Annotated in this window: 24 protein-coding genes and 1 riboswitch; of the genes, 9 read left to right on the top strand and 15 right to left on the bottom strand. The window is 71.7% G+C overall.

Going from position 1 to position 22,654, the window contains the following annotated elements; genetic code table 11:
- Window positions 1–166: 166 nt before the first annotated feature.
- On the bottom strand, window positions 167–3,733 hold the full coding sequence (gene cobN, locus ACYVLT_RS15160) for a cobaltochelatase subunit CobN (protein WP_461120812.1): 3,567 nt from the start codon (window positions 3,731–3,733) through the stop codon (window positions 167–169).
- 34 nt (window positions 3,734–3,767) lie between these two features.
- Window positions 3,768–3,896: riboswitch (cobalamin riboswitch) on the bottom strand.
- Between the two features lie 11 nt (window positions 3,897–3,907).
- On the opposite strand from cobN, the gene ACYVLT_RS15155 reads away from it, so the two are divergent.
- The 3 genes from ACYVLT_RS15155 to ACYVLT_RS15145 are packed head-to-tail and all read left to right on the top strand — an operon-like array spanning window position 3,908 to window position 7,037.
- Window positions 3,908–4,957 (top strand): hypothetical protein, encoded by a 1,050-nt coding sequence (locus tag ACYVLT_RS15155; RefSeq protein WP_461120811.1) that lies wholly within the window; start codon window positions 3,908–3,910, stop codon window positions 4,955–4,957.
- Window positions 4,954–5,580, top strand: coding sequence for a precorrin-8X methylmutase (locus ACYVLT_RS15150; protein ID WP_461120810.1), 627 nt, complete (start codon window positions 4,954–4,956; stop codon window positions 5,578–5,580). The genes ACYVLT_RS15155 and ACYVLT_RS15150 overlap by 4 nt, the downstream gene beginning before the upstream one ends.
- Window positions 5,577–7,037 carry a precorrin-2 C(20)-methyltransferase gene (locus ACYVLT_RS15145; protein ID WP_461120809.1) on the top strand — a complete coding sequence of 487 codons (1,461 nt, stop codon included), beginning with the start codon at window positions 5,577–5,579 and terminating at the stop codon, window positions 7,035–7,037. Before ACYVLT_RS15150 ends, ACYVLT_RS15145 begins: the two co-directional genes overlap by 4 nt.
- On the opposite strand, the gene ACYVLT_RS15140 is transcribed toward ACYVLT_RS15145, so the two are convergent.
- Window positions 7,012–7,719 (bottom strand): cobalt-precorrin-6A reductase, encoded by a 708-nt coding sequence (locus ACYVLT_RS15140; protein ID WP_461120808.1) that lies wholly within the window; start codon window positions 7,717–7,719, stop codon window positions 7,012–7,014. The two genes, ACYVLT_RS15145 and ACYVLT_RS15140, sit on opposite strands and share 26 nt — an antisense overlap.
- Window positions 7,720–7,739: 20 nt before the next feature.
- Here ACYVLT_RS15140 and ACYVLT_RS15135 point away from each other — a divergent pair, with 20 nt between their 5' ends.
- Complete coding sequence (locus tag ACYVLT_RS15135; RefSeq protein ID WP_461120807.1) at window positions 7,740–8,798, top strand: cobalt-precorrin-5B (C(1))-methyltransferase; 1,059 nt, start codon at window positions 7,740–7,742, stop codon at window positions 8,796–8,798.
- Between the two features lie 5 nt (window positions 8,799–8,803).
- Here the strand turns inward: ACYVLT_RS15135 and cobM are convergent, their stop codons facing one another.
- Genes cobM through ACYVLT_RS15120 form a run of 3 tightly spaced genes read right to left on the bottom strand, consistent with a single transcriptional unit; the run spans window position 8,804 to window position 11,096 of the window.
- On the bottom strand, window positions 8,804–9,547 hold the full coding sequence (gene cobM, locus ACYVLT_RS15130; RefSeq protein WP_461120806.1) for a precorrin-4 C(11)-methyltransferase: 744 nt from the start codon (window positions 9,545–9,547) through the stop codon (window positions 8,804–8,806).
- Window positions 9,544–10,707: a precorrin-6y C5,15-methyltransferase (decarboxylating) subunit CbiE gene (gene cbiE / locus ACYVLT_RS15125; protein ID WP_461120805.1), complete on the bottom strand. Its 1,164-nt coding sequence runs from the start codon at window positions 10,705–10,707 to the stop codon at window positions 9,544–9,546. The genes cobM and cbiE overlap by 4 nt, the downstream gene beginning before the upstream one ends.
- Window positions 10,704–11,096, bottom strand: coding sequence for a pyridoxamine 5'-phosphate oxidase family protein (locus ACYVLT_RS15120; RefSeq protein ID WP_461120804.1), 393 nt, complete (start codon window positions 11,094–11,096; stop codon window positions 10,704–10,706). Before ACYVLT_RS15120 ends, cbiE begins: the two co-directional genes overlap by 4 nt.
- A gap of 184 nt (window positions 11,097–11,280) precedes the next feature.
- Here ACYVLT_RS15120 and srmL point away from each other — a divergent pair, with 184 nt between their 5' ends.
- Complete coding sequence (gene srmL / locus ACYVLT_RS15115; protein ID WP_461120803.1) at window positions 11,281–12,351, top strand: PheS-related mystery ligase SrmL; 1,071 nt, start codon at window positions 11,281–11,283, stop codon at window positions 12,349–12,351.
- 450 nt (window positions 12,352–12,801) lie between these two features.
- On the opposite strand, the gene ACYVLT_RS15110 is transcribed toward srmL, so the two are convergent.
- The 6 genes from ACYVLT_RS15110 to ACYVLT_RS15085 all read right to left on the bottom strand — a co-directional run bounded on the left by ACYVLT_RS15110 (window position 12,802) and on the right by ACYVLT_RS15085 (window position 17,920).
- Window positions 12,802–13,041 (bottom strand): hypothetical protein, encoded by a 240-nt coding sequence (locus tag ACYVLT_RS15110; protein ID WP_461120802.1) that lies wholly within the window; start codon window positions 13,039–13,041, stop codon window positions 12,802–12,804.
- The gene (locus tag ACYVLT_RS15105) at window positions 13,038–13,367 is read right to left on the bottom strand and encodes a hypothetical protein (RefSeq protein WP_461120801.1); all 330 of its coding nucleotides are present in this window, start codon (window positions 13,365–13,367) and stop codon (window positions 13,038–13,040) included. The genes ACYVLT_RS15110 and ACYVLT_RS15105 overlap by 4 nt, the downstream gene beginning before the upstream one ends.
- Before the next feature lie 302 nt (window positions 13,368–13,669).
- Window positions 13,670–15,385, bottom strand: a complete 1,716-nt coding sequence (locus ACYVLT_RS15100; RefSeq protein WP_461121127.1) for an aminotransferase class V-fold PLP-dependent enzyme — start codon at window positions 15,383–15,385, stop codon at window positions 13,670–13,672.
- 6 nt (window positions 15,386–15,391) lie between these two features.
- On the bottom strand, window positions 15,392–16,150 hold the full coding sequence (locus ACYVLT_RS15095) for an amino acid ABC transporter ATP-binding protein (protein WP_461120800.1): 759 nt from the start codon (window positions 16,148–16,150) through the stop codon (window positions 15,392–15,394).
- On the bottom strand, window positions 16,147–17,028 hold the full coding sequence (locus tag ACYVLT_RS15090) for an amino acid ABC transporter permease (RefSeq protein ID WP_461120799.1): 882 nt from the start codon (window positions 17,026–17,028) through the stop codon (window positions 16,147–16,149). The genes ACYVLT_RS15095 and ACYVLT_RS15090 overlap by 4 nt, the downstream gene beginning before the upstream one ends.
- Window positions 17,018–17,920 carry an ABC transporter substrate-binding protein gene (locus ACYVLT_RS15085; protein WP_461120798.1) on the bottom strand — a complete coding sequence of 301 codons (903 nt, stop codon included), beginning with the start codon at window positions 17,918–17,920 and terminating at the stop codon, window positions 17,018–17,020. Before ACYVLT_RS15085 ends, ACYVLT_RS15090 begins: the two co-directional genes overlap by 11 nt.
- A 157-nt stretch (window positions 17,921–18,077) precedes the next feature.
- On the opposite strand from ACYVLT_RS15085, the gene trxA reads away from it, so the two are divergent.
- Window positions 18,078–18,440 carry a thioredoxin gene (gene trxA / locus ACYVLT_RS15080; protein WP_360466486.1) on the top strand — a complete coding sequence of 121 codons (363 nt, stop codon included), beginning with the start codon at window positions 18,078–18,080 and terminating at the stop codon, window positions 18,438–18,440.
- Between the two features lie 17 nt (window positions 18,441–18,457).
- On the opposite strand, the gene ACYVLT_RS15075 is transcribed toward trxA, so the two are convergent.
- Window positions 18,458–19,384, bottom strand: a complete 927-nt coding sequence (locus ACYVLT_RS15075; RefSeq protein WP_461120797.1) for a YihY/virulence factor BrkB family protein — start codon at window positions 19,382–19,384, stop codon at window positions 18,458–18,460.
- A gap of 83 nt (window positions 19,385–19,467) precedes the next feature.
- On the opposite strand from ACYVLT_RS15075, the gene ACYVLT_RS15070 reads away from it, so the two are divergent.
- From ACYVLT_RS15070 to ACYVLT_RS15060, 3 genes are read left to right on the top strand one after another with little or no spacing between them, the layout of a single operon-like run.
- Window positions 19,468–19,944 (top strand): phage holin family protein, encoded by a 477-nt coding sequence (locus ACYVLT_RS15070; protein ID WP_461120796.1) that lies wholly within the window; start codon window positions 19,468–19,470, stop codon window positions 19,942–19,944.
- Window positions 19,941–20,594, top strand: a complete 654-nt coding sequence (locus ACYVLT_RS15065) for a DUF3618 domain-containing protein (protein WP_461120795.1) — start codon at window positions 19,941–19,943, stop codon at window positions 20,592–20,594. The genes ACYVLT_RS15070 and ACYVLT_RS15065 overlap by 4 nt, the downstream gene beginning before the upstream one ends.
- 2 nt (window positions 20,595–20,596) lie before the next feature.
- Complete coding sequence (locus ACYVLT_RS15060) at window positions 20,597–20,881, top strand: DUF4235 domain-containing protein (protein WP_461121126.1); 285 nt, start codon at window positions 20,597–20,599, stop codon at window positions 20,879–20,881.
- A 63-nt stretch (window positions 20,882–20,944) separates the two neighbouring features.
- Here ACYVLT_RS15060 and ACYVLT_RS15055 read toward each other — a convergent pair whose 3' ends face one another.
- The 3 genes from ACYVLT_RS15055 to ACYVLT_RS15045 are packed head-to-tail and all read right to left on the bottom strand — an operon-like array spanning window position 20,945 to window position 22,571.
- Window positions 20,945–21,112, bottom strand: a complete 168-nt coding sequence (locus ACYVLT_RS15055) for a hypothetical protein (protein ID WP_461120794.1) — start codon at window positions 21,110–21,112, stop codon at window positions 20,945–20,947.
- 27 nt (window positions 21,113–21,139) lie between these two features.
- Window positions 21,140–21,901, bottom strand: a complete 762-nt coding sequence (locus ACYVLT_RS15050) for an enoyl-CoA hydratase/isomerase family protein (RefSeq protein WP_461120793.1) — start codon at window positions 21,899–21,901, stop codon at window positions 21,140–21,142.
- A 46-nt stretch (window positions 21,902–21,947) separates the two neighbouring features.
- Entirely contained in the window at window positions 21,948–22,571 is a 624-nt protein-coding gene (locus tag ACYVLT_RS15045) for a hypothetical protein (RefSeq protein WP_461120792.1), read from the bottom strand.
- Between the last annotated feature and the right edge of the window lie 83 nt (window positions 22,572–22,654).

The raw sequence follows: 22,654 nt of genomic DNA, 5'->3' as shown, positions 1-22,654 counted from the left end.
AGTCGGCCCGCCGGGTGGCGCGCGAGGGCGGGTCGACTCACCGCGGTCGACCCGCCGGCGCGCGGCCGGGCGTCCATTCAGGACCGGGAAGTGATACCCGTTGTCGACGGCGCCCTCATCCGCCGACAACGGGACGTCGGAATTTAGGGGTACCCCTATTTCCGGCTCAACGGCCGTCTTCGAGATCGCCTTCGGATTCCAGGTACGCCGCCTGGAGCGCTTCCAGCGTCGCCGGCTCCGGGTGCTCCCACATACCCCGGTTCGCCGCCTCCAGGAGCCGTTCGGAGATGCCGTGCAGCGCCCACGGGTTCGACCGCGCCAGGAACTCGCGGTTCACCGGGTCCAGCACGTAGCTGGCCGCGAGCTGCTCGTACATCCAGTCCGCGACCACACCGGTGGTGGCGTCGTAGCCGAACAGGTAATCCACCGTCGCGGCGAGTTCGAACGCGCCCTTATAACCGTGCTTGCGCATTGCGGCCAACCACCGCGGGTTCACCACTCGGGCGCGGAAGATCCGGTTCGTCTCCTCGTGCAGGGTTCTGGTCCGCACCGCGTCGGGTCGCGTGCTGTCGCCGACATAAGCGGCGGGCGCTTTACCGGTCAGCGCGCGGACGGTGGCGATCATTCCGCCGTGGTACTGGAAGTAGTCGTCGGAATCGGCGATGTCGTGTTCGCGGGTGTCGATGTTCTTCGCCGCGACCGCGATGCGCTTGTAGGCGCTCTCCATGGCCGGCCGCGCTTCGACCCCGTCGAGTTCACGGCCGTAGGCGTAGCCGCCCCACACCGCGTACACCTCGGCAAGATCGGCGTCGTCCCGCCAGTTCCGGCTGTCGATGAGCGGCAGCAGGCCGGCGCCGTATGCGCCCGGTTTGCTACCGAAGATGCGCATTGTCGACCTTCGCGGGTCGTTGTGCTGCGCGAGATCGGCTTGGGCGTGCGCGCGGACGTAGTTGTCCGCGGCCGACTCGTCCAGGTTCGCCACTAGTCGCACCGCGTCATCGAGCAGTGCCACCACGTGCGGGAATGCGTCGCGGAAGAAGCCGCTGATGCGCACCGTGACGTCGATTCGGGGGCGGTTCAGCTCGGCGAGGGGGATCACCTCAAGACCGACGACCCGCCGGGACTGGTCGTCCCACCGGGGCCGCACGCCCAGCAGGGCGAGCACCTCGGCGACGTCGTCACCGGCCGTGCGCATGGCGCTGGTGCCCCAGACCGACAGGCCGACCGACGGCGGCCACTCCCCCGTCTCCGACCGGTAGCGCTCCAGCAGCGAGTCGGCCATGGCCTGGCCGGTCTCCCAGGCCAGCCGGGACGGCACCGCCTTGGGGTCGACCGAGTAGAAGTTGCGGCCCGTCGGCAGCACGTTGACCAGGCCGCGCAGCGGCGAGCCGCTCGGACCGGCCGGGACGTAGCCGCCGTCGAGGGCGTGCAGGACGTTGGTCAGCTCGTCCGTGGTGCGCGCCAGCCGGGGCACGACCTCCAGCGCGGCGAACTCCAGGACCCGCGCGACGTCCTCGACGTCGGTGAGGGTCCGGGCCGCGTTCACATCCCAATTGGCGTCTTCCATGGCTTGGACGAGCGCGCGGGCCTGGTGTTCGACGCGGTCGGTGGCGGTCCGGTCGTTGGCGCTTTCCGCCAGGCCGAGCGCCTCGCGCAGGCCGGGCAGCGCCGCGACCTGGCCCGCCCACATCTGCTTGGCCTGCAGGATCGACAGCACGAGGTTGACCCTGGTCTCGCCGGTGGGCGCCGCGCCCAGGACGTGCAGGCCGTCGCGGATCTGGACGTCCTTGACCTCGCACAACCAGCCGTCGACGTGCAGGATCAGCTCGTCGAACTCGGCGTCGTGCGGCCGGTCGTCCAAGCCGAGGTCGTGGTCGAGCTTCGCGGCCTGGATGAGGGTCCAGATCTGCGCCCGGATGGCCGGCAGCTTGGCCGGGTCCATGGCGGCGATGTTGCCGTGCTCGTCCAGCAGCTGCTCCAGCCGGGCGATGTCGCCGTAGCTGTCGGCCCTGGCCATCGGCGGCACCAGGTGGTCAACCAGGGTGGCGTGCGCCCGCCGCTTGGCCTGGGTGCCCTCGCCCGGGTCGTTGACCAGGAACGGGTAGATCAGCGGCAGGTCGCCCAGGGCGGCGTCCGGGCCGCAGCCCGCCGACATGCCGACGGTCTTGCCGGGCAGCCACTCCAGGTTGCCGTGCTTGCCGACGTGCACCACGGCGTCGGCGCCGAACTCGTCCTCCAGCCAGCGGTAGGCGGCCAGGTAGTGGTGGCTGGGCGGCAGGTCGGGGTCGTGGTAGATGGCGATCGGGTTCTCGCCGAAGCCGCGCGGCGGCTGGACCATGACCACGACGTTGCCCGAGCGCAGGGCGGCCAGGACGATCTCGCCGTCGGAGTCCTTCGACCGGTCCACGAACAGCTCACCGGGAGCTTCGCCCCAGTGCTGCTCCATCTCCCGCCGGGTGTCCGCCGGGAGCGTCGCGTACCACTCCCGATAGCGGGCGGCGGGGAGCCGGACCGGGTTGCCCTGGAGCTGCTCCTCGGTCAACCAGTCGGCGTCCTGGCCGCCGGCCGCGATGAGGGCGTGGATCAACGCGTCGCCGTCGAGGTCCGCCACCCCGGGCAGCTCGTCGCCGATGTCGTAGCCGTGGCCCTCCATCGCGGTGAGCAACCGGACCACGCTGGCCGGCGTGTCCAGCCCGACCGCGTTGCCGATGCGGGAGTGCTTGGTCGGGTACGCCGAGAGCATCACCGCGATCCGTCGTTCGGCCGGCGGGATGTGCCGCAGCCTGCCGTGGCGGACCGCGATGCCCGCGACCCGCGAGGCCCGCTCCTCGTCGGCGACGTAGACGGTGAGGCCGTCCTCGTCGACCTCCTTGAACGAGAACGGCACGGTGATGATCCGGCCGTCGAACTCCGGGATCGCCACCTGGGTCGCGGTGTCCAAAGGGGACAGTCCGTCGTCGTTCTCGTCCCACGCGGCACGGCTGCCGGTCAGGCACAGGGCCTGGAGGATCGGGACGTCCAGGGCCGCCAGCGCGCCCACGTCCCACGCGTCGTCGTCGCCACCGGCGGCCGCGGTGGCGGGCTTGGTGCCGCCCGCCGCCAGCACGGTGACCACCAGCGCGTCCGCCCGGCCGAGTTCGGCCAGCAGTTCCGGGTCCGCCGCGCGCAGCGAGGCGCAGTAGACCGGCAGCGGGCGGCCGCCCTTGGCCACGATCGCGTCGCACAACGCGTGCACGAACGCCGTGTTGCCGGCCACGTGGTGGGCCCGGTAGTACAGGACCGCGATGGTCGGCCCTTCGCCTGCCTGCTCCCGCTCCAGCAGGCCCCAGGTGGGCGTCGGCTCGGGCGGCGCGAAGCCGTGACCGGTGAGCAGCACGGTGTCGGACAGGAAGTGGTGCAGCTGGAGGAGGTTCGCCGCGCCGCCGTGCGCCAGGTACGCGTGCGCCTCCGCGCACACACCGCCCGGCACGGTCGACAGCTCCATCAGCGGCGCGTCGGGGTTCTGCTCACCGCCCAGCACCACCACCGGCAGACCCGAGGCGAGCAACCGGTCGAGGCCCTCCTCCCACATCCGGCGACCGCCGAGGATGCGCACGACCACCAGGTCGACGCCCTCCACCAGCGCCGTGAGGTCGTCCGCGGCGGTGCGGGCCGGGTTGGCCAGGCGGTAGTCCGCGCCACTGGCACGGGCGGACAGCAGGTCCGTGTCGGAGGTCGACAACAGCAGGATCACGTGCGGGCTCCATCCCTCGGGGGTCCTCGCCCCGGTCGTGGGGGACGGCGAGCGGAGTTCCTGACTCCCGGGACGTGCCCGGTCACAGTGGCGGGACCGCGCCGGATTCACACCGGCTTCCTCCTGCTGCTTCGCCGTTCGGAGGTCACCCTAACGGCAGTTAGCATCCAGTCCATGCCCACGGCACCCCATGCGCCCTCCGCGACGGCCAACACGTCGGCAGGCCGAACCCACCCGGACGCCTGCCCCGGCGCCGTCGACGTGCACCGGGCCGCCGACGGCGGGTTGGCCCGGGTCCGGGTGCCCGGTGGCACGGTGAGCGCGGCGCAGGTCGACGTGCTGCGGACCGCCGCCCTCGAACTCGGTGACGGGTTCCTGGAGCTGACCTCGCGGGCGAACGTGCAGATCAGGGGCTTGGCGCCAGGGGCGGAGCACGAGCTGGGCGCCCGGCTGCGCGACGTCGGCCTGCTGCCCTCGCTGACCCACGAGCGGATGCGCAACATCGTCGCCGCGCCGTTGGAGGACAACCAGGCGTTGGTCGACGCGATCGACGCGGCGTTGCGCGCGGTGCCCGGGCTGGCGTCCCTGCCAGGGCGTTTCCTGGTCACGGTGGGTGGCGCGGTGAGCGGCCTGTCGGGCGACATCGGGCTCGTCGGCGACGCGTTGTTCCTGGCAGGACGGGATTGCGGGCTCCGCGTGACCGATCCAGTGGACGCCGTGGTGACCGCCGCACGCCTGTTCGGCGAGATCCGCGGCGACGCCTGGCGGCTGTCCGAAGTGGACGGCGGTGTGCGGAAGATCACCGAGGCGCTGGGCGTTCCGGGTGACGCCCGGGTCGAGCCGACTGTGATGCCCGTCGCACCGGGCGTGCACGGTTCGGTGATCGTGGCGGGCGTGCCGTTGGGGCGTTGGGACGCGCGGCTGCTCGCCGGCGTGCCGGTGCGGCTCACGCCGTGGCGGAGCGTGGTGCTGCCCGCCGGGAGCGATACCAGCGGCCTGTTCACGTCGCCGGACTCGCGGTGGCACGGGGTGAGCGCGTGCACCGGGCGGCCGGGGTGCGCGAAGTCGTTGGCCGACGTGCGGGCCGACGCCACCCGGTGGGTCGACACCCGGACCGCGCCGGGTCGCGCGCACTGGTCCGGTTGCGCCCGCCGGTGCGGTCGGCCGGCGGGTGACGTGGTGGAGTTCGTCGCGACCGGCGACGGGTACGAGGAGATCAGGTGACCAGCTACGTCAAGGACGGCGCGGAGATCTACCGCCGTTCCTTCGCCACCATCCGCGCCGAGGCAGACCTGGCGCGGTTCCCGTCCGACGTGTCCCGGGTGGTGGTGCGGATGATCCACGCCTGCGGGATGGTCGACCTGGTCCCGGACGTCGACTTCTCGCCGCACGTGGTGCGTGACGCGCGGGCCGCGCTGCTGGCGGGGGCGCCGATCCTCTGCGACGCGCAGATGGTCGCGGCGGGGGTCACGCGCCGTCGGCTGCCCGCCGACAACGAGGTCGTGTGCACGTTGGGCGACCCGCGCGTGCCGGGGTTGGCGGCGGAGCTGGGCAACACGCGCAGCGCGGCGGCGTTGGAGCTGTGGCGCGACCGGCTGGACGGCGCGGTGGTGGCCATCGGCAACGCGCCGACCGCGTTGTTCCACCTGCTGGACATGATCGCGGCCGGCGCGCCCCGGCCGGCGGCCGTGCTCGGCGTGCCCGTCGGGTTCATCGGCGCGGCCGAGTCCAAGGATGCGTTGGCGGACAACGACTTGGGGCTGGAGTACCTGGTCGTGCGCGGTCGTCGGGGCGGCAGCGCCATGACCGCGGCGGCGCTCAACGCGATCGCGAGTGAGGAAGAATGACGGGCAAGCTGTACGGGGTCGGGGTGGGTCCGGGCGACCCGGAGCTGGTGACCGTCAAGGCGGCGCGGCTGATCGGCGAGGCGGACGTGGTCGTGTTCCACAGCGCGCGGCACGGGCGGAGCGTGGCGCGCCGGATCGCCGCGCCGTACCTGCGGGACGGTCAGGTCGAGGAGCAGCTGGTCTACCCCGTCACGACCGAGGACTCCGACGACTACCAGGGCGAGATCGACGCGTTCTACGAGGAGTGCGCGGCACGCTTGGCCGCGCACCTGGACGCGGGCCGCACGGTCGTGGTGCTGGCGGCGGGCGACCCGTTCTTCTACGGCTCCTACATGCACCTGCACAAGCGGTTGGCGCACCGGTACGAGGCCGAGGTCGTGCCCGGGGTGACGTCGGTGAGCGCGGGCGCGGCGGTGATCGGGCGACCGCTGGTGGAGCGCGACGAGGTGCTGACCGTGCTGCCGGGCACGTTGTCCGCGGACGCGCTGGTGGAGCACCTGGCCGGCGGCGACCCCGTGGCGATCATGAAGTTGGGCCGGACGTTCCCGCAGGTGCGCGAGGCGCTGGCGCGGGCGGGGCGGTTGGACGAGGCCTGGTACGTGGAGCGGGCCACGACCGGGGCGCAGCGGACCGCGCCGCTGTCCGAAGTGGACGCCGACGGCGTGCCGTACTTCTCGTTGGCGTTGTTGCCGAGCAAGCCCGCTCCCGCGCGTTCGGACGGCGAGGGCCGGGTCGTGGTGGTCGGTCTCGGTCCGGCCGGGCCGGAGTGGTTGACGCCGCAGGCCCGTCGGGCCTTGGCGGAGGCGGACGACCTGGTGGGGTACGTGACCTACCTGAACCGGGTGCCGGTCAACCCGCGGCAGCGGCGGCACGCCTCGGACAACAAGGTCGAGGCGGAACGGGCCGCGTTCGCGCTGGACCTGGCCAAGCGCGGGCGGCGGGTCGCGGTGGTGTCGTCCGGCGACCCGGGCGTGTTCGCGATGGCCAGCGCGGTGCTGGAGGTGGCGACCGAGGAGCAGTTCGCGGACGTGCCGGTGCGGGTGCTGCCGGGGTTGACCGCCGCGCACGCGGTGGCCAGCCGGGTCGGCGCGCCGTTGGGGCACGACTACTGCGTGGTGTCGCTGTCGGACCGGCTCAAGCCGTGGGAGGTGATCGAGGAGCGGTTGGCGGCGGCGGCCGCGGCCGATCTGGTGCTGGCGATCTACAACCCGGCCTCGCGCAGCCGCACGTGGCAGGTGGACAAGGCGCGTGACCTGCTGCTGCGCCACCGCTCCCCGGACACGCCGGTGGTCGTCGGGCGTGATGTCGGCGGGCCGGAGGAGTCCGTCCGGGTGGTGCGGTTGGCCGACCTGGACGCGTCCGCCGTGGACATGCGGTGCCTGCTGCTGGTCGGCTCGTCCCAGACCACCGTCAGTGCGCGCGGCACCGTGTTCACCCCGCGCCGCTACCCCGGGTGAGCCAGTCGACCGCCTCGGCCACCGTCTCCACCAGCGGCGCGTCCGGCGGCGGTGGTCGGCGCACGACCACGACCGGGAGGCCGAGGTGACGTGCGGCGGTCAGCTTCGCCGCCGTCATCGGGCCACCGCTGTCCTTGGTGACGAGCACTTCGATCCGGTGTTCCCGCAGCAGCGCGAGTTCACCATCCACTGTGTACGGCCCCCGGTCGAGCAGGAGTTCCAGCCGGGGGTTCGGCGGATCGGGCGGGTCGACCGTGCGCGCGACACCGCCGGTGAACGCGGCCAGTTCGCGGCGTCCGGTGGTGATGAACGCCCGGCGCCCGGCCACGAGTTCGGCGGCTTCCGCGACGGTGTCCACGTACCGCCAGGTTTCCTCGGGTGGCCAGCCGGGACGGCGCAGGACGAGGAACGGGGTGCCGGTCGCGGTGGTGGCGGCGAGGGCGTTCGCGGTGATGCGGTCGGCGAACGGGTGCGTGGCGTCCACGACCGCGTCGACGTGCTCGGCTCTGAGGTAGGCCACGAGCCCCTCCGCGCCGCCGAACCCGCCGATGCGGACCTCGCCCTCGGGCAGCTTCGGCTCGGCCACCCGGCCGGCCAGCGACGAGATCACCCGGAGGCCGGTGAGCGCGGCGGCCAGTTCGCGCGCCTCGCCCGTGCCACCCAGTACCAGCACGGTCTTCACGGCTGTTGCATCCTGTCGTCGTGAGCACGAACCTGCGCTTCGGCTGGACCACCGGTGCCTGCGCCACCGCCGCCACCACGGCGGCGTACACGGCGCTGCTCACCGGTGAGTTCCCCGACCCGGTGCGGATCGTGCTGCCGAAGGGTCAGACACCGTCGTTCGCGCTGGCCCGTGAATCGCTGTCGGAGGACCGGGCGTTCGCCGCGATCGTGAAGGACGCGGGCGACGACCCTGACGTCACGCACGGCGCGTTGGTCGGGTCCACCGTCCGGCACGGTGCGCCGGGCAGCGGGGTGGTGTTCGAGGCCGGTCCCGGCGTCGGCACGGTGACCAAACCCGGTCTGCCGCTGCAGGTGGGCGAACCCGCGATCAACCCCGTGCCGCGGCAGATGATGCGTGAGCACATCGCGCGGGTCGCCGCTGAGCACGGCGGCAGCGGCGACGTGGTCGTGTCGATCTCGGTCGAGCACGGCGCGGAGTTGGCCCGCAAGACCTGGAACCCCCGGTTGGGGATCCTGGGCGGGCTGTCGATCCTCGGCACGACGGGGATCGTGGTGCCGTACTCGTGCTCGGCGTGGATCGACAGCATCCGGCGCGGGATCGACGTGGCGCGTGCGCAGGGCTACCGGCACGTGGCCGGGTGCACCGGGAGCACGTCGGAGAAGGTCGCGGCGGCGGTGCACGGGCTGCCCGAGGACGCGTTGCTGGACATGGGCGACTTCGCCGGGGCCGTGCTGAAGTACCTGCGCCGCCACCCCGTGCCCCGGCTGACCGTCGCGGGCGGGATCGGCAAGCTGTCCAAGCTCGCCGACGGGCACCTGGACCTGCACTCCGGACGTTCGCAGGTCGACCTGGGTTTCCTGGCGTCCCTGGTGGACGACCCCGCCGTGGCGTCGGCGATCACCGAGGCCAACACCGCACTGGGTGCCTTGCAGGTGTGCCAGGCGGCCGGCGTGCCGCTGGGCGACCTGGTGGCCGTCCGCGCCAAGGCGACCGCGGACGACGTGCTGCGCGGCGCTCCCGTCACCGTGGACGTGATCGTGATCGACCGCGCGGGCACCGTCGTCGGCCGGGCCTGACACCGTCACGAGCGGCTGCGGGTGGTCGAGTAGAGGTGGCTGTCCGGGAAGCCCTCGGCGGCCAGGACCTTGCCCACCACGATGACGGCGGTCCGCTTCACGCCTGCGACCTGCACCTGGTCGGCGATGTCGGCGAGGGTGCCGCGCAGCACCAACTCGTCGTCACGGCTCGCGCGGGCGACCACCGCGACCGGGCAGTCCGCGCCGTAGTCCGGCAGCAGGTCCGCGACCACCTCCGCGATCCGCTGCACGGCCAGGTGCAGCACCAGGGTGGCCCCGGAACGCCCCAGGGTCGCCAGGTCCTCCCCCGGCGGCATGGGCGTGGCGCGGGCCGCCGTGCGGGTCAGGATGACCGTCTGCCCCACCCCCGGAACGGTCAGCTCGCGGTTCAGCGCGGCCGCGGCGGCGGCGAAGGCGGGCACACCCGGCGTCACGTCGTACGGGATGCCCAGCGCGTCCAGCCGGCGCATCTGCTCCGCCATCGCGCTGAACACCGACGGGTCGCCCGAGTGCAGCCGCGCCACCTGCCGCCCGGCCGCGTGCGCGGTGGCGAGCTCGGTCGTGATCTCGTCCAGGTCCAGGTTCGCGGTGTCCACCAGGCGGACGCCCGGCGGGCAGTGTTCGAGGACCTCGACCGGCACCAGCGCGCCCGCGTACAGGCAGACCGGTGACTCGGCGATGAGCCGCGCCGCCCGCAGGGTCAGCAGGTCGGGCGCGCCGGGTCCGGCGCCGATGAAGTGGACGGTCACGCGTTCTCCTCCGCACCGCTCTGTTTGGCGACTGCCCACGTGGTCACGGGCATCTGCGGTCGCCAGCCGGTGAACCCGCCGATCGCGGTCGCCCGGCTCACCTCGATCCGGCTCAGGTCGCCGCCCAGCCTGCCGTGCCACCGCGTCAGCACGGCCTCCGACTCCAGCGTGACGGCGTTGGCCACCAGCCGCCCGCCGGGCTTCAGGGCGTCCCAGCAGCGCTCGACCACGCCGTCGACGGTGAGGCCGCCACCGATGAACACCGCGTCGGGCGCCTCCAGGTCGAGCGCGCCGGGCGACGAGCCGACGACGACCTCGATGCCCGGCACGCCCAGCGCCGTCGCGTTGCGCGAGATGCGCGCGGCGCGCTCCGGGTGCCGCTCGACGGCGATCGCCCGGCAGCGCGGGTGGGTGCGGCACCACTCGACGGCGACGCTGCCCGCGCCCGCGCCGACGTCCCACAGCAGCTCACCGGGACGCGGGGCGAGCAGCGCCAACGTCACCGCGCGCACCTCCCGCTTGGTCAACTGCCCGTCGTGCTCGTAGGACTCGTCCGGCCGACCGGGCGTCAACGACGCGCCGCCCGCACCGCACTCCACCGCGAGCACGTGCAACGGGTCCGCGTCCTCCAGCGCGTGGTGGACCCGCTCCCCCGGCCCGCCGAGCTGCTCCAGCACGGTCAGCCGCGCGTCCGGAGCCAGCAGGGCGACCTCACGGGGGTCGCCACCGAGCACCAGCAGGCGCCGGCCGGGATGCAGGTGCGGCACGACGAGCGCGGCGGGCTTGCCGACCAGGCTCACCACGTCCACGTCGTCCAACGCCCACCCCAACCGCGCGCACGCCAGGGACGCCGACGACGGGTGCGGCACCACCCGGACCCGCTCGGCGCCCAGCAGCTTCACCAGGGTGGTGCCGATGCCGTGGAACAGGGGGTCGCCGCTGGCCAGCACCCCGACCCGGCGGCCCTCGTACCGCGCCAGCAGGCCGGGCAGGGCCGGCACCAGCGGTGACGGCCACGGCACCCGTTCGAAGGCGCCCGGGACCAGGTCGAGCTGCCGGGTGCTGCCCATCAGCACATCGCAGGCCGCGAGCTCGTGCCGCGAGGCGGGCGGCAGGCTGTCCCAGCCGTCGGCGCCGATGCCGACGACGGTGACGTTCACACCGTCCCCAGCACGCGGGTGACGGCGATCTCGATCACCACGCGTTCCGGGTTGGGCCGGGGCGTGCGGTAGCGGTCGGCGTAGCGCCGCACGGCGTCCTCGACCACCTCCGGCTCCTGGCGGACCACGGCGCGTCCCTCCAGCGTCGACCAACGACGTCCGTCCACTTGGCACACGGCCGCGGGTGCGCCCCGCTCGCCCGCGGCGAGGATCTGGCGGACCTTGTGCGAATTCCGCGACGTGATCACCCGGGCGGTGGCCGTCGCCACGTCCAGCGTGACGCCGACCGGCACGACGTGCGGCGTGCCGTCCGGGCGGATCGTGGTCAGCGTGCACAGGTGGCGTTCGGTCCAGAACGCGCGGAAGTCCTCGCCCTTGCTCGACAACATGCGTGCATCATGCGGCACGCACCGGCTAGGGTGGAAAACGTGACGCGCCGATTTAGCCGCCCCCGGCCGGGAAACCCGGTCGCCGGGGCCTGCGGCGTGCGCTAGTTCACGCGGTCCCGGTGGCGGACCGGCTAGGGGGACACCTCCAGCCGACGTCCACCACCGTTCGAAGGGACCACCCGCGATGCCTCGTGACCTCAGCGACCCCGCGTACGGGCCGCACGCCGTGCAACTGCTGCTCGACCGCATCCTCGCCGCCCTCCCGGGTGAGCCGCGCGTGCTGCGCGACCACCCGGAGGTGTCGGTGGACGACAACTACACCGCGTTGGGCTACCCACCCGACGCCATCACCCGCGACGCCCGTTACACGCGTTACACCAGCGGTGATCGCATGTTGCGCAGCCACACGACAGCCATGGTGCCGCCCGCGTTGCGGCTGCTCGGTACCCAGGACGACTGGGACGACGTCGTGCTCGCGTGCGTCGGGATGGTGTACCGCCGCGACGCGGTGGACCGGGTGCACTCGGGCACGCCGCACCAGCTCGACCTGTGGCGGATCTCCCACCACCGGGCCGACTTGGACGAGTTGATCGACACCGTGATCACCGCCTCCGCACCAGGCCTGCCGTACCGCACGACCCCCGCGACCCACCCGTACACCACCGAAGGCCGGCAGGTGGACGTCCTGGTGGACGGCGAGTGGCTGGAGGTCGCCGAGTGCGGCCTGGCCGCCCGCCACGTCCTGCGCCGGGCCTGGCTGCCCGACACCGTGCACGGCCTGGCCCTGGGCATGGGCCTGGACCGCCTCCTGATGCTGCACAAGGGCATCCCCGACATCCGCCTGCTGTCCTCCGACGACCCCCGCGTAGCCGCCCAGATGCTCGACCTCACCCCCTACCGCCCGGTGTCCAAGCACCCACCGATCACCCGCGACATCTCCGTAGCGGTAGCGCGGACCGCCGACTCGGAAACCATCGGCGACCAAGTCCGCGCCGCCATCGGCGACCTCGCGGAGCAAGTCACCGTCCTCAGCGAGACCCCCATCTCCGACCTGCCACCAACCGCCGTCACCCGCCTCGGCGCACAACCACACCAGAAGAACGTCCTCCTGCGCCTGATCCTCCGCCACCCCACCCGAACCCTCACCGACCACGAAGCCAACACCGCCCGCGACACCGCCTACGAGGCCGTGCACGAAGGCGACCGACCTCTGCCGCCGGCGAGCACCCGCCGCTCCGCCATTCCAACACCTTGAGCAGGCCGCGAATGCCGTGGGCCGGGTTCGCGCGAGTGCGCCAGGATCGGGTTTTCGGTCACGACGTACGGGGGTGAGCAGACCGATTCCCATCCGTGCCGGACCCGGACCGGGTGCCACGCAAATCCCCCGTGAAAGCAGCGGACCAGGGACCGGACCACCGCGCAGGAATGCAGCCGGGGAGGCGAGGGAATTCCCCTCGCCTCCCCGACCCGCGTCGCCGGTATCACACTCGGACGATTCCAAAAGGGAAGACCATCGAAACTTGCCGGACGGCCGGCGGAACCGCCCTGACGGGCGCTATTCACCCCTGCGGGCCCCGCCGTGTCCGATCGGCGTTCTGCGACGGTCTCGACACCCGTTCAGAGCCGCTGTTCCGACAGCATTCGGCATGGGTCGTCAAAGAGACGTCGACCTCGACGGGAACGCCACGTTGCTTCTTGGAGCGGCCTACAGCAACCCGCGCTCGGCGAGAATCCCGGTGAGACGGGTGGTGAGTTCAGCGGGGTTGCCGAAGAGGGCGGAGAAGGTGTCGGGTACCTCGACGACCTGGATGATCTGGCCGGGCCCGGCCATCAGACCACCTCGGAGGCGGCCGAGGTTGACCGGTTTTGACTGGTCAGGCGGACGGACGTCGCCGACCGCCGCAGCCTGGAGCTTGCCGTCCTGGGTGACGATCGTCATGATCATGTGACCCCACCGGCTTCCAGGTTGTGCGTCGCGGCGGCCGTTCCATCGTTGCGGATGACCACGTAGTACTGCACGTAACCGCTGCTGAATATCGCCTTGCCGAAGTTGAAGAACGTGTGCTTGGCGCCGTTCAAGGGCGGCAGGATGTTCGGACCGGCGAGCTGGACGTGGAAGTCCGCCCCGCCCCGGTCGAACCACCAGGACGCCGTACCACCCGGGTTCAGGATGGTCGCACCACCCACGTTGTCCACGCTGAGAGGATTGACCTCCGCGGCGCCGGCCGCCGACGGTGCCGTCAGCCCGATTCCAGCCCCGACGCCGAGCACGCCGGCTGTCCTGATGAATTGTCTTCGGCCCGAGTGGCCACTTTCCTCCGATCTCACATGATCTCCCCTCCTGGAAGTAATACGAAACAAGTGCATCGCAGATACTGCACGCCCATCCCACTACGGGGCAAGTAAATCCTGACGGGCGTCACCCGGACGTACGAAGATCTGAAGTCGCCCGTGTATGGCGGACCTCCATTCGGTGCAGATTGCCGAGTTGATCGGGCTAGTCGAATTCCAATCGACCGTTGTCGGCCCGGTGCGTTCGAGCGCGAGAGCGACGATCGCGACCCGGATGCGGTTCAGGCCCTGATCTCGTTGAGGTAGTTGTAGATCGTGTACCGGGTCACGCCGAGCACGCCCGCGAGGTAGTCGACCGAGTCGCGGATGAGGAACAGGCCCGCCTCGTCCAACACCCGCACCACCTGGGACTTGTGGGACTTCTTCATCAACTCCACCGGGACACCGACCGCGGTCACCGCGCGTTCGACCAGCAACCGTTGCAGGGTGTCGACATCACCGGGGAACGTCTCGACCGCCGACCCCGCCACTGCGCCCGGACGGCGGTCGGGGCCGGGATCGCTGTTCACGCACAAGCAACCGACCGCCACACCCTCGGCATCACGCAGGAACACGGTGGACGAGTGGATCACCCGACCGTCCGGCGCGTAGGTCTCGTAACCGGCCAGGTCCTGGGTGGTGCCCCGCCGGACCAAGCCGAGCAGCAAGTCGGTCATCGGACCGCCGACCTTCCGGCCGGTGAGGTCACCCGCGATCGCGATGATCGAGTTCGGCAGCGCGCCGAGATCGTGCAACACCACCTCGGTACCTGACCCCAACGCCGCCGCCAGGCTGTTCACGGTCGGCACGAGCGCCGCGAGCACCTCGGACGTCACCACCGGCGCCGGCTGGGGAGCCGCGACGGCGACCGGCTTGCGGACCTCCTTCAACGCGTCCGCGAACCGCGCAACCGTCCCATCCGTGGTGGAAGCGTGCGGCGAAATGCGGACGTGCTCCGGCCGCACGGTCGCCGTCACCCCAGCCTCCACCAACGCCGCGCCGACCACCGACGGCGAGCGATCGGGCAACGTGAACGCGAGGATGCCCGCGCGACGGTCCAACGCCGAGACGATCTCCCCGCCGGCCGCGCGGATCACGTCGGCCAACTCGTCGGATCGTGCCGCGACCCGGGCCTGCACGGCCTCGACCCCGGCCAGCTCGACCAGTTCCAACGCCGTCGCCAACGCACCCGACGCGATCGGGCTCAGGTTGGTGATCGACCAGCCCGCCGCACCCTCCCCGACCGGGTGGATGTCGTGGTCGAACAACCCCGGGTCCTCGGCGCCCGTCCACCCCGACAGCACCGGGTCCAACCGACCCAGCGCCCGGTCCGACAGCACCATGAACCCGGTCGACCAGCCCGCCCGCAACCACTTCTGGCCGCCGACCACCAGCACGTCGGCCACCTCCCACGGCTCGTCCACCACACCGAAGCCCTGGATGCCGTCCACGACCAGCAGCCGGTCGCCGACCACCTCGCGCAACGCCGCCAGGTCCGCCCGGTACCCGGTGCGGAAGTCGACCGCGCTCACCGAGAGCGCCACCGTCTCCGGCGTCAACGCCGCCCGCACCACGTCGGCCGTCACCGGACCGGCCGGCAACCACGACACGTCGACCGACGGCGACCGCGCCCACGGGTAGGTGTTGGCCGGGAACTCCCCCGACGACACCAGCACCTCCCCGGTCACGCCCAACGCCGCCTGGAACAGGCCGGTGCTGGTGTTCGGCAGCAGCGTCACGTGGTCGGTGTCACCGCGGCACAGCCGGGCGACCGCCGCCTTGGCCCGCAGCTCCTGCCGCATCAGGTCGTCCACCGTGGACGGCCCGGCCGACACCGCCGCCTCCATGAGCCGCGTCGAGGCGTCGACCACCGCGAAGGACGGCGGCCCGAACCGGGCGAAGTCCAGGTACCCCTCGGGCTCGTGGAACTGGACGAGGTAGGACGACGGGATGCGCATGACCACCTAGAGCACCTTCGCGAGGAACTGCTGCGTGCGTTGCTGCCGCGGATTGTCCAGCACCTGCTCCGGCGGCCCGGCCTCGACCACCGCGCCGTCCACCATGAACACCACCGAGTCGGCCACCTGCCGGGCGAACCCGACCTCGTGCGTGACCACGACCATCGTCATGCCCTCGCGGGCGAGGTCCACCATCACGTCCAGCACCTCGCCGACCAGCTCCGGGTCCAGCGCCGAGGTCGGCTCGTCGAACAGCATGAGCCTGGGCCGCATCGCCAGCGCCCGCGCGATCGCCACCCGTTGCTGCTGCCCGCCGGAGAGCTGGTGCGGGTACGAGCCCGCCTTGTCCGCCAACCCCACCCGGTCCAGCAACGCCCGTGCCTCCGCCAGCGCCGCCTTCCGCGGGGTCCGCAGCACGTGCACCGGGCCTTCGGCGACGTTCTCCACCGCCGTGCGGTGCGGGAACAGGTTGAACCGCTGGAACACCATGCCGATGCCGCGCCGTTGCCGCGCCACCTCCCGTTCGCGCAGCTCGAACAGCTTCCCGCCGCGCGAGGTGAACCCCACGGCCTGGCCGTCGACCCAGATCCGGCCGGCGTCGATCGTCTCCAGGTGGTTCACGCAGCGCAGGAACGTCGACTTGCCCGCACCCGACGGCCCCAGCAGGCACACCACCTGACCGGCGTCCACGGTGAGGTCCACGCCGCGCAACACCTCGACCGACCCGAACAACTTGCGCACGCCCACCGCCCGCACGAGCGTCATCGGGCCACCCCCTTGCCGTAGTAGCGCTCCAGGAAGTGCTGACCGACGCTCGCGACGCTGACCACGACCATGTACCACGCGGCGGCGGCCAGCAGCGTCTCCATGATCTGCAGGTTGCGCGAGGCGATGTTGTTGGCCGCGTGGATCAGCTCCAGGAACCCGATGACCGACGCCATGGACGTGCCCTTGAGCATGTTGACGAAGTTGTTGCCGGTCGGCGGGATGATCACCCGCATGGCCTGCGGCAGCACGACCCGGCGCAACGTGGTCGCGGGCGACATGCCGATGGCCTTGGCGGCCTCGACCTGGCCGTGGTCCACGCTGTTCAGCCCGGCCCGCACGATCTCGGCCATGTACGCGCTCTCGTTGAGCCCCAACCCGAGCAGCGCCGCGACGAACGCGGTCACCAGCACGTTGGTCTTCTCCTCGAACAGCCCCGGGATGGAGATGTTCTCGAACACCAGCGCCAGGTTGAACCACAGCAGGATCTGCAGCAGCACCGGCAGGCCGCGGAACAGCCACACGTACCCGGCGGCGAACCAGCGGGCGACCGGGTTGGCCGAGCGGCGCAGCAGCGCGATCAGCACGCCGAGCACGATCGCGCCCGCCTGCGCCGCCAACGCGAGCACGACCGTGTTGACCAGGCCGCGCAGCATGATGTCGTGGGTGAAGAACCCGGGCACGGCGGCATAGTCGATCTTCGCGCCGGCCAGCGCCCAGCCCAGCGCGCCCAGGACCACCAGGATCAGTGCGCCCCCGACCCACCGCCCCCAGTGCCTCAGCGGGACGACGACCGAATCTTCGGTGTCCCCGGCCACTGGCTGTCGACCACCAGGCGCTGACGCCTCACCGGCCACCGGCGAGCGGTCACTGGCCATTGACGGTCGCCTTGGTCACCGCGCCCTGCTCGACGTCCCAGGCTTCGAGGAGCTTGCCGTAGGTGCCGTCGTCGATCAGCGCCTGCAACGCGTTCCGCAGCGCCGCAGTCAGCTCCGGGGTGCTCTTGTTGACGCCGATGCCGTACGGGCCGCCGTTGATCGGGGCCAGGTCCACGACCTCGAAGAACTCGCCGTCACCGGCGGTCTTGGCCACGTAGACGGCGGTGGGCAGGTCGTTGAGGATCGCCGCCACCCGGCCCGTGCGCAGCTGGTTCTGGTTCTGCGTGTCGCTGTCGGTGGCGGTCACCCCGATCGGCTGGCCGGACAGGCACTGGAACTGCTTCGCGTAGGTCTCCTGGCTGGAGCCCAGGTTCACCGCGACGGACTTGCCGCAGAGGTCGTCGGGGCTCTTGATGCCCGCCGGGTTGCCCTTCTGCACCATGATCGTGATGCCGGAGGTGAAGTAGTCGACGAAGTCGATCGCCTGCTGCCGTTCCGGGGTGTCGTTCATCGCGGCCATGGTCACGTCGATCCGGCCGGCCTGCAGGCTCGTGATGAGCGAGCCGAACGCCATGTCCTGGTGCTCGACGGTCAGCCCGAGCTTCGCCGCGACCGCCTTGACCAGGTCGACCTCGGAGCCGACCGGGGTCTTGCCGTCGGCGGCGTAGAAGTTGTTCGGCGGGTTCTGGATGTTCGAGCCGACCCGCAACTTGCCCGCCCGGGTGACGGCGGCCGGCAGGGTCGCGGCCAGGGCGTCGTCCTTGGTGACCGCCTCCACGATGGCCGCGGTCGACGGCAGGTCGTCGGCGGGACCGGCCGGTGGGTCCTCGCCCGGTGAACCGCACGCCACCAGCGCGAACAGGGACAGGACGAGGGCTGCGGTCCTGCGCACGGGACACCTCCTGCTTTCGGGTGAACCGAAAGCTACAACGTTCTGTTGAAGACGTCCACACGCCGTTGAAGGAGGGTCGCGGGGAATTGTCGGCGCGCGGCGATCGTTGGTCGGGGTACAAGGGGGCGCGACCCCATGTCCACAGCGAGGAGGACCTATGGCCACCGTGGAGCTGACCGCGGAGAACTTCGACGAGGTTGTCGGCGGCTCCGAGATGGTCCTGGTCGACTTCTGGGCGGACTGGTGCGGTCCGTGCCACCAGTTCGCGCCGACCTACGAGAAGTCCGCCGAGAAGCACGACGACATCGTGTTCGGCAAGGTCGACACCGAGGCGCAGCAGCAGTTGGCCGCGGCGTTCCAGATCCGGTCGATCCCGACCCTGATGATCGTGCGCGACGGCGTCGTGCTCTACGCGCAGCCGGGCGCACTGCCGGAGTCGGCGCTGGAGGACCTGATCGAGCAGGCCCGCAAGGTCGACATGGACGAGGTGCGCAAGCAGGTCTCCGAGCAGCAGGCCTGACCCCCGCCGGGCCGGGGTCAGTCCATCGCCGCCGTGTCGCGGGGCGGGGCCACCGGGTCCCGCCCCTCGGGCTGCCCGGCCTCGATCCGCCTGCCCCGCTCCAGCTCCGCGTCCAGTTCCGCGCCGAGCAGCAGGGCCAGGTTCGAGATCCACAGCCACACCAGGAAGATGATCACACCGGCCAGTGAGCCGTAGGTCTTGTTGTAGGACCCGAAGTTCGCCACGTAGAACGCGAAGCCCAGCGACGCGGCGACCCACACGACCACGGTCAGCAGCCCGCCCGGCGTGATCCACAGGAAGCTCGGCTGCCGCACGTTCGGCGACGCCCAGAACAGCAGCCCGATCGCCAGGCTCGCGAGCACGAACAGCACCGGCCACTTGGCGACGTCCCAGACGGTGACGAACGTCGAGCCGAGCCCGAGCACCTCGCCCAGCCACTCGGCCACCCCTCCGGTGAGCGTCACACCCAGCGCGGTCAGCGCCAGCAGCACGACCACGCCGACCGTCAGGCCCAACCGCAGCGGGATGACCTTCCAGAACGGTCGACCCTCCTCGACGTCGTAGATCGAGTTGGCCGCGCGCATGAACGCGCCCACGTACCCCGAGGCCGACCAGAGCGCGGTGACCAGGCCGACGATCGCGAGCAGCCCGCTGGCCTGCGACTTCTGCAGGTTCTCCAGCGCGCCCGCGATGGTGTCCTTCGCCTCGCCGGGGCCGAGCGCGTCCAGGCTGTCCACAATGGACTTGGTCGCGTCCGGACCGAGCAGCCCCAGCAGCGCGGTCAGCAGCAGCAGGCCGGGGAACAGCGACAGCACCGCGTAGTAGGTGAGGGCGGCCGCCCAGTCGGTGAGGTTGTCGTCGCCGAACTCCTTGACCGTCCGCTTGAGCACGCCCCACCAGGAGCGCTTCGGCAGTTGGGTGGGTGCCTCCGGTGCGTGCGCCATGGGCGACGGGTTTCCCCCGAACACCGTGCGTACACCCACGGGTTTTCGGGTAGTCGGAGGGCGAGTGGAGAGAGGAGACGGCCATGAGTCACGTCGCCGCCACCCGCGCGGCTGATCGGAACGCCGATCGGGTCACGGACCGCAGCGCCGATCGGATCACGGACCGCGGCGCCGAGCGCGAACCGTCCACCGCGGAGCTGGTGAACAGGTTGTCCGAACAGGTGACCAGGCTGGCCCGGGACGAGATGCGGTTGGCCGTCGCCGAGATGCGCTCGAAGGGCAAGCGCGTCGGCACGGGCGCCGGACTGCTCGGCGGTGCGGGCGTGCTGGCCTGGTTCGGCCTGATGACGGTGCTCGCGGGGCTGGTGCTGCTGCTGGCCACCGCCATGCCGGCGTGGATCGCGGCGTTCGTCGTCGCGGTGGCCGTGTTCATCATCGCGGGCGTGCTCGCGCTGGTCGGCCGCAAGCAGATCGAACGCGGCACCCCACCGGTGCCGGAAGAGGCCATTGCGGGTGTCAAGCAGGACATCGCCACCGTGAGCGAGAGGGCACACCGATGAGCGGCAAGAACGTTCCGCAGGATCCGGACGAGCTGCGCGCCGATGTCGAGCAGACCCGGCGCGAGCTCGGTGACACGGTGGAAGCGCTGGTGCACAAGACGGACGTGCCCGGGCGCGTGAAGAACAAGGCGCACGAAGGAGTGGAACAGGTGAAGGAGACCGCTACGCGGGCCAACGCGGCGGTGGCGGCGGCGGCCGGCAAGACCACCGCCAAGGTGAGCCAGGCCGCCGACAAGACCGCGGACAAGGCGGGCGAGCAGGTCGGCAAGGCGGGCGCGGCGGTCGGCGCGGCCGGTGCGGCGGTCGGTGAGAAGGCAGCCGTGATCGGCGAGAGGGCCGGTGCCGCGGCGTCCCAGGTCGGCCAGAAGGCGAGCGAGGTCGCGACCCAGGTGAGCCACAAGGCGAGCGAGGCGGCGACGCAGGTCGGCCACAAGGCCGGTGAGGTGGCCGAGCAGGTCGGGCACAAGGCGAGCGAGGTCGCGGAGCAGGTCGGCACGAAGGCCACGCAGGTCGTCGGGTCGTTGCCGCCGCCCGTGCAGCAGCGCGTCGAGCAGGGCGTTCGGCAGGCGCGCAAGCACCCGGCCGCGGTCTGGGCCGGTGCCGCGGCGGCCGTGCTGGTGCTGTGGAAGCTCCTGCGGAGGGGGCGGTGAACGTGAACAAGCTCCTGTACCGCCCGCTCGGCATGCTGTTCGGCGTGCTCGGCGGTCTCGCCGCCAGCGCGTTGTTCGGCCAGGTGTGGAAGCTGATCACCGGCACGAAGGAAGCACCCACGCCCACCCAGAAGGACCGGAGCTGGGGTGAGGTGCTGCTGGCGGCGTCCGTCCAGGGCGCGATCTTCGGCGTGGTGAAGGCCGCGATCGACCGCGGCGGCGCGGCCGGTTACGACAAGCTCACCGGCGAGTGGCCCGGCGACACGAACAAGTACGACGGCGACTGACGCCGCCGTACTCCGAGCAGTCCGTCGTTCCCCCGGGCGAGCCGCCCTCCTGGACCTGCCGGTCTAGGACGGCGGCTCGTCCTGCTTCCCGCGCCGCTCGCCCTCGTCGAGGAACTGCTCCGGGTCCACGTCGAGGTCGGGCGGCTCTGGGGTGCCCGGCGAGTGCGGCGGGTCGGGGTTGATGTGCTGATCCGGGTCGTTCGGGTCGCCTTCGATCGGGTGTTCGTCCATGGGGTCGAGATACCCACGGGCCGGCGTTCAGAACCTCGGGGTCCGCTTCTCCAAGAACGCCGCCACGCCCTCCGCGTACTCGGGGCTGTGCACGGCCTCGTCGTACAGCGCGCGCACGGCGTCGTCCTCGTCGTGCTGCCCCTCGGTGATCCGGTTGACGATCTGCTTCGCACCCCGGACGCTGACCTGCGCGCGGGCGGCGATGGTCTCCGACAGCTGCTTGACCCGGGCTGCCAGCGCGTCCGCCGGGTGCACCTCGTTGACCAGGCCGATGCGCAGCGCGGTGGCCGCGTCGATGATCTCGCCGCTGAACAGGATCTGCTTGGCCCACGCCGGGCCGACCACGTCGACCAACTGCTTGGTGGACGTGAGGTTGTAGACGATGCCGAGCTTGGCGGGCGTGATGCCGAACCGGGCGTCGGCCGCCGCCACCCTCAGGTCGCAGGCCAGCGCGATCTCGCAGCCGCCGCCGATGCAGAAGCCGGTGATGGCGGCGATGGTGGGCTTGCCGAGGGTGGCGATGGCGCGTTCGCCGCCGTGCACGGCCTCGCCGTACCGGGCCGCGCCGTCCGCGCCCTTGCGCAGGGTGGAGAACTCGCTGATGTCCGCGCCCGCCGAGAAGTGCTCGCCACCGCGGACCACGAGCACGCGCACCGCGTCGTCGTCGCGCACCTCGGCCAGCAGGCCGGGCAGCGCGGACCACATGTCGTAGCTCATCGCGTTGCGCTTGGCCGGGCGGTCGATGGTCAACGTCGCCACCGGGCCTGCGGTGTCGAGCCTCAGCGTCATCACCGGAGGGTAAGGCTTGGCCGGTCGTTGCCGGGGGTGAGCGCCCTCACGATGAGGTGAGCAGCCAGAAGGCCGTGCCGCCCACCGCCGCGCCGCAGGTCGTGCCCACGACGACCTGCGCTTTCGTGTGATCGCCGAGCACGACGCGTGACCAGGCCACGAGCGCGACCAGCGGTGCGGCGAGCAGGACCCAGGGGCCGTAGGTGATGGTGAGGATCGCCACCGCGCCGGCCGCCACGGCCGCGTGGAAGGAGACCTTCCAGCCGCGGGCGCCGTTCACGGGCAGGGCGAACGTCACGGCAAGGCACAGCAGGAGGCTGAGGAACATCGACAGCGCCAACGCCACCATCGCCCGCGGCGCGGCGCCCAGCACCAGTGCGGCGATGCCGAGGCCGAGCGAGGCCACGCACACCAGCAGCGGCACCAGCCGTCCCTCGCGGTTGGTGACGTGGTGGCCGTCCCACCGCCCCTGCCGCGCGCCGCGCACGACCACCGCCATCGGGATCACCGACCCGGTCAACCCGACGACCGCGCCCCACAGCAGGCTCTCCGCGACGTTCCCGGTCGCCCGCCACGCCACCAGCAACGGCAACCCCAGCACCAACACCCACGGCGCCAACACCTCGGTCACCGCTCGGGCCACCGACACCCCCACCACCCGCGCACTCACCCACCCACCCTAAACCGCCAACACCCAACCTTCATCCGCACATCCCACCCCTCACCCCCGCGTGTCCCACCCCACCATCGCGA

The sequence above is a fragment of the Saccharothrix stipae genome, from assembly GCF_054781895.1.
The sequence above is the reverse complement of the archived record's forward strand: the minus strand, read 5'-3'. Positions and strand labels throughout refer to the sequence as shown.

Coding starts and splice junctions, on each gene's coding strand:
- ACYVLT_RS15155 (WP_461120811.1), top strand. CDS start 3,908: ATGCCCACGGCACCCCATGCGCCCTCCGCGACGGCCAACACGTCGGCA.
- ACYVLT_RS15145 (WP_461120809.1), top strand. CDS start 5,577: ATGACGGGCAAGCTGTACGGGGTCGGGGTGGGTCCGGGCGACCCGGAG.
- ACYVLT_RS15120 (WP_461120804.1), bottom strand. CDS start 11,096: ATGTTGTCGAGCAAGGGCGAGGACTTCCGCGCGTTCTGGACCGAACGC.
- srmL (WP_461120803.1), top strand. CDS start 11,281: ATGCCTCGTGACCTCAGCGACCCCGCGTACGGGCCGCACGCCGTGCAA.
- ACYVLT_RS15110 (WP_461120802.1), bottom strand. CDS start 13,041: ATGATCATGACGATCGTCACCCAGGACGGCAAGCTCCAGGCTGCGGCG.
- ACYVLT_RS15100 (WP_461121127.1), bottom strand. CDS start 15,385: ATGCGCATCCCGTCGTCCTACCTCGTCCAGTTCCACGAGCCCGAGGGG.
- ACYVLT_RS15095 (WP_461120800.1), bottom strand. CDS start 16,150: ATGACGCTCGTGCGGGCGGTGGGCGTGCGCAAGTTGTTCGGGTCGGTC.
- ACYVLT_RS15090 (WP_461120799.1), bottom strand. CDS start 17,028: ATGGCCAGTGACCGCTCGCCGGTGGCCGGTGAGGCGTCAGCGCCTGGT.
- trxA (WP_360466486.1), top strand. CDS start 18,078: ATGGCCACCGTGGAGCTGACCGCGGAGAACTTCGACGAGGTTGTCGGC.
- ACYVLT_RS15075 (WP_461120797.1), bottom strand. CDS start 19,384: ATGGCGCACGCACCGGAGGCACCCACCCAACTGCCGAAGCGCTCCTGG.
- ACYVLT_RS15070 (WP_461120796.1), top strand. CDS start 19,468: ATGAGTCACGTCGCCGCCACCCGCGCGGCTGATCGGAACGCCGATCGG.
- ACYVLT_RS15065 (WP_461120795.1), top strand. CDS start 19,941: ATGAGCGGCAAGAACGTTCCGCAGGATCCGGACGAGCTGCGCGCCGAT.
- ACYVLT_RS15055 (WP_461120794.1), bottom strand. CDS start 21,112: ATGGACGAACACCCGATCGAAGGCGACCCGAACGACCCGGATCAGCAC.
- ACYVLT_RS15050 (WP_461120793.1), bottom strand. CDS start 21,901: ATGACGCTGAGGCTCGACACCGCAGGCCCGGTGGCGACGTTGACCATC.